General features: G+C 65.5%; 1 protein-coding gene. It reads right to left on the bottom strand.

What is annotated here, in order from left to right:
- On the bottom strand, nt 1-902 hold a 902-nt coding region (locus HLH36_RS19500; RefSeq protein ID WP_182987930.1), incomplete at its 3' end, for an HlyD family efflux transporter periplasmic adaptor subunit.

Raw genomic sequence — 902 nt, 5'->3', positions numbered from 1 at the left:
TCTTGCAGCCAGGTGGTGAGATGCCCCTTCTGGCTGCGCGATTGCGGGCCGACGCTCACCGTGCAGGTCATGCCCGCCGCCAGCGTCACGCTGTCGGGCACATGGTCCAGATGGATGCGCACCGGAATGCGCTGCGCCAGGCGCACCCAGGTGAAGATCGGATTGACGTCCTGCAGCCCCAGCCGGTCCGGATTGCCGTTCTGGTCGTTGATGCCGCGCGCGATCGAGACGACATGGCCGGGGATGATCTGCTTGTAGCCCATCAGCTTGACGCGGGCGACGTCGCCGACATGCACGCCCCACATCTTGGTTTCCTCGAAATACCCGTTCACCCAGTAGGAATCGGCATCGATCACCGCCAGCCGCGGCTGGCCCGCCGTCAGATAGTCGCCCACACGCAGGTTCAGGTTGGTCACATAGCCGTTGACCGGCGAATACAGCACCGAGCGCTGCAGGTTCAGCTTCGCCAGGTCCAGCGCCGACCGGGCCGCATCCACCGCCGCCACCTGCGTCGCCACGTTGGAGTTGAAGACTTCCTGTTCTTCCGCCGACACGATGCCGCCCAGCCCCATGCGGCGCTTCGCGTCGCTGCGCTTCAGCTTCAGCTCTTCCTCCGCCCCGTCCAGCCGCGCCTGCGCCTCGCGGATCGCCAGGCGGAAGCGCACCGGGTCCAGCACGAACAGCGGATCGCCCTTGTGCACGAACTGGTTGTCCACCACCGGAACCTGCACCACCGTGCCCGGAACTTCAGGCGCCACGTCCACCACATACACCCGCACGCGCCCGTCGCGCGTCCATGGGGCAATCATATACGTGTCCCAAAGGGTCACCCCCAGAACGATCGCCAGCACAACGACGCTCAGGGTCAGGACCACACGGATCAGGGTACGCAAAAGAGGCAT

It is taken from the genome of Gluconacetobacter aggeris, from assembly GCF_014174395.1.
Taxonomy (GTDB): domain Bacteria; phylum Pseudomonadota; class Alphaproteobacteria; order Acetobacterales; family Acetobacteraceae; genus Gluconacetobacter; species Gluconacetobacter aggeris.
Note: the sequence above shows the minus strand (reverse complement) of the source record. Positions and strands in the feature narration are given on the sequence as shown.